Source organism: Kribbella sp. NPDC048915, assembly GCF_040649595.1.
Taxonomy (GTDB): Bacteria; Actinomycetota; Actinomycetes; order Propionibacteriales; family Kribbellaceae; genus Kribbella.
Map to the genome: position 1 here is coordinate 1 of NZ_JBEZFT010000150.1, position 3341 is coordinate 3341.

Below are 3341 nucleotides of genomic sequence, written 5' to 3' on the forward strand. Positions count from 1 at the left end.
AGTGTGGTGCGGGGCGGGTGTGTTCGGTGTCTGGTTCACGCTCAGCTGTGGCCCCTGGCACGGGACACGTCCTGTCGACCTGACACACGCCACACGCCACCCACGCCACCCACGCCACCCGCCCGAGCGTCCCCGGCTCCATCACCACGACCACCGAATCCAGACCAGGCCGTGCATCAATCATCTAGGAGAGTTTTCCGCACGACACTGGAGGCTTATGCCCGCCATACGCGGGAAAACCCTCCACAGATGCGGCTCCAACAACCCCACGCCACCATCCACGCCCCGATCACCCGCGCGCCCTCATCACCCGCGCGCCCCGATGACCCGCGCGCCCTCATCACCCCAGCGATCCCTCACCCCGTCGGCCCGCGACCACCTCCCCTCGGGCAGAAGCCAACCCACACGTCAGTCAGCGGACCCGGATAACCCCGCGAAGTGGGGGTTCTTCGTCGGTGTACCAACGAGGAACCCCCAACAGCAGGGGTGAACCGTCCTTGTTTTGTCGGTGGGGTCCGGCACTCTGAAGGGCGATGAACGAGCCAGGGGTATTGCTGACCGCGCGAGCCATGGTGCTCCACGACCTCGCCGCGCGCGGCTTCGACGACGCGGCGATGGTGTCCTTGCTGGAGGACGCCGTCGCCGGGCGTCAGTGGTGGCTGGACCAGTGGCCCGACGGCGCGGAGCACATCGCCGGTCTGGTGGCGCAGGACGTCCAGGACCGCCTGGTCGACTCCGGGGTGCGCTGGCCGCGCTGCACCGCCTGCGACGACCTGCAGGACCACGAGCTCCGCATCGAGCCCGAGCTCGGACCCGACCCGCACTGGGTCTGCGAGCGCGCCGGGATCGAGGTGTCACCTCTGGGACACCTGACCTGACTCCTCCGGGCGATACCTGATTGCCCTACATGTAGCCAGGCTACTATTGTCTGGCTACATGAGAGCTCTGATCGTTTTGCGGGTGGTCGCCGGCGTGCATGCGCTGGCCATCTGCCTGCAGCCGCTGTTCGCCGGCCTTTACCTGAACGGCTCGCCGGCCGGCATCCGGATGCACGAGACCACCGGGCTGATCCTGAGCGCTCTCAGCCTCATGCAGTTGCTGGTAGCAACGATGTGGTGGCGTTCCGGCGGCCGCTGGACCGCCTCCGCGGTGAGCCTGCTGATCGTGGCCGGCGAGATCGCCCAGGGCGCAGTGGGCCACAGCCGTCTGTTGGCGATCCACGCCCCGCTCGGCGTTGCCTTGGTGGTCGTCTCGGTCGCCTTCGCACTGCGTGTCGGCCGGCCGCGGGCGGTGGTCGCATGATCACTGTCGCGCCGCCACCCGCGCTCAATGTACGGCGGCCGCGCGTCAGCCTGTACACGCTGCGCGTCGTCCTGGTCCTACACGCCGTACTCGTGATCGCGCAGCCGATCGCGGCCGGGTACTTCCTGGCCGGCAACGTCGACGCGATGACCACGTTCCACGCCACGATCGGCAGCACCATCTGGATGGTCGCGATGCTCCAGACCGGCGCGGCCATCGGGTACGCGATCGGCAGCCGCGGGCGGTTCCTGCCGTTGCTGTGGTCCGTGGTACTGGTCGTCGCCGAGTTCGTCCAACTGACGTTCGGCTACCTGCAGAACTTCGCCGTCCATGTTCCGCTCGGTACGGCGATCGTCGGCTCAGTGTGCTGCCTGACGGTCTGGTCGTTCCGTTCCACCGCACGTCTGAATCGCCAGGAGATGAAACGATGAGGTTGTCCCGCCGGGGGTTGCTGGCCGCCACGGGCGGCGCCCTGGTTCTCACCGCCTGCGGCCAGGAGGCCAGGCCCGCACAGTCCGGGGAACTCCTGCGCAGCAAGGCGAAACTGCCCGAACCGTTCCAGGTTCCACTGCCGATCCCACCGGTCAAGAAGCCGATCCGGTCCGACGCGAACGCCGATTATTATCGGGTTGTCCAACGAACTGCGCACCACGAGATCCTGCCCGGCCTGAAGACCGAGGTAATGGGGTACGACGGCCTGCTGCCCGGGCCGACGTTCGACGTGCGGAGCGGGCGGACCACCGTCGTGGAGCAGGTCAACGAACTCGACGTACCGGTCGCCGTCCACCTGCACGGCGGCCACACCCCCGCTGCGAGTGACGGGTGGCCGCTCGACCTGATCATGCCCACGAAGGGCGGGCACGGTTCCCACGGCGAGCACGGCGGGCACCAGATGGCCGGCGGCGACCCGACGACCGGCAAGCGCGTCTACACCTACCCGAACACCCAGCGCGCCGCGACGCTCTGGTACCACGACCACACGATGGACTACACCGCGCCGCGGGTCTATCGCGGTCTGTTCGGTCTGCACCTCGTCCGCGACGACGAAGAGGAGAATCTCCCACTGCCGAAGGGCGATCGCGAGATTCCCTTGGTGATCGCGGACCGCGCCTTCGACGAGGACGGTTCGTTCCGGTACCCGGCCGCGAAGGACGGTCCCGGCGTCGAGCAGGCGTACATGGAAGGCGTCGTCGCCGACGTCACGCTGGTGAACGGCGCCCCCTGGCCGGTGCACGAGGTGGACGCGGCGCGGTACCGCTTCCGCATCCTGAACGCGAGCAACGCCCGCCGGTACGAGCTCGGCTTCGACCGCGGCCCGGCCACCTTCGTCCAGATCGGCAGCGACGGCGGCCTGCTCGACAAGCCGATCGAGCACCAGACGCTCGTGGTCGCGCCGGCCGAGCGGTTCGACGTGATCGTGGACTTCTCGCAGTACCAGCCGGGCGACGAGGTGACGGTGGTCAACAAGCTCGACAACGACGCGAACGTGCTGCGTTTCAAGATCGCCCGGAAGGCGCCCGACGATACCCGGATCCCCGACCGGCTTTCGTCGTACGGCGTGCTGCCGCGGCCGAGCGGTGCCGTCCGGCGGGAGTGGCGATTCCGGCGCGGCGACGCCGGCGGGCATCGCGGCTGGACCATCAACGGGAAGCCGTTCGATCCCGAGGTGATGCAGGCGCAGGTGAAGCTGGACCAGGACGAGATCTGGACGTTCGTCACCGACGTCCACCACCCGGTGCACGTCCATCTCGCGCCGTTCCAGGTCCTCACCCGCGGCGGCGGTCACCCGTCGGCGTACGACCACGGCTGGAAGGACACCGTCGACGTACGGCCGTCGGAGGTGGTCGAGGTGCTGGTCAGATTCACCGCCCACAAGGGCAAGTACCTGATCCACTGCCACAACCTCGAGCACGAGGACATGGCGATGATGGCGGGCTTCGAAACGATCTAGAGCATGTCTGACAAATGTCGGGTCCAGGCGATGACTGCGTTGAGGACGGCGGCGGCGCGGTAGACGACGGCGAGTTTGTCGTAGCGGG

4 protein-coding genes are annotated in these 3341 nt (G+C 68.0%); all 4 read left to right on the forward strand.

What is annotated here, in order from left to right; all coding sequences use genetic code 11:
• Positions 1–533: 533 nt before the first annotated feature.
• From AB0B82_RS35315 to AB0B82_RS35330, 4 genes are read left to right on the forward strand one after another with little or no spacing between them, the layout of a single operon-like run.
• Positions 534–878: a hypothetical protein gene (locus tag AB0B82_RS35315; RefSeq protein WP_360178932.1), complete on the forward strand. Its 345-nt coding sequence runs from the start codon at positions 534–536 to the stop codon at positions 876–878.
• A gap of 58 nt (positions 879–936) precedes the next feature.
• Complete coding sequence (locus AB0B82_RS35320) at positions 937–1302, forward strand: hypothetical protein (RefSeq protein WP_360178935.1); 366 nt, start codon at positions 937–939, stop codon at positions 1300–1302.
• Positions 1299–1733 carry a hypothetical protein gene (locus tag AB0B82_RS35325; protein WP_360178938.1) on the forward strand — a complete coding sequence of 145 codons (435 nt, stop codon included), beginning with the start codon at positions 1299–1301 and terminating at the stop codon, positions 1731–1733. Before AB0B82_RS35320 ends, AB0B82_RS35325 begins: the two co-directional genes overlap by 4 nt.
• Entirely contained in the window at positions 1730–3253 is a 1524-nt protein-coding gene (locus tag AB0B82_RS35330; protein ID WP_360178941.1) for a multicopper oxidase domain-containing protein, read from the forward strand. Before AB0B82_RS35325 ends, AB0B82_RS35330 begins: the two co-directional genes overlap by 4 nt.
• Positions 3254–3341 lie beyond the last annotated feature (88 nt).

Coding starts and splice junctions, on each gene's coding strand:
- AB0B82_RS35315 (WP_360178932.1), top strand. CDS start 534: ATGAACGAGCCAGGGGTATTGCTGACCGCGCGAGCCATGGTGCTCCAC.
- AB0B82_RS35320 (WP_360178935.1), top strand. CDS start 937: ATGAGAGCTCTGATCGTTTTGCGGGTGGTCGCCGGCGTGCATGCGCTG.
- AB0B82_RS35325 (WP_360178938.1), top strand. CDS start 1,299: ATGATCACTGTCGCGCCGCCACCCGCGCTCAATGTACGGCGGCCGCGC.
- AB0B82_RS35330 (WP_360178941.1), top strand. CDS start 1,730: ATGAGGTTGTCCCGCCGGGGGTTGCTGGCCGCCACGGGCGGCGCCCTG.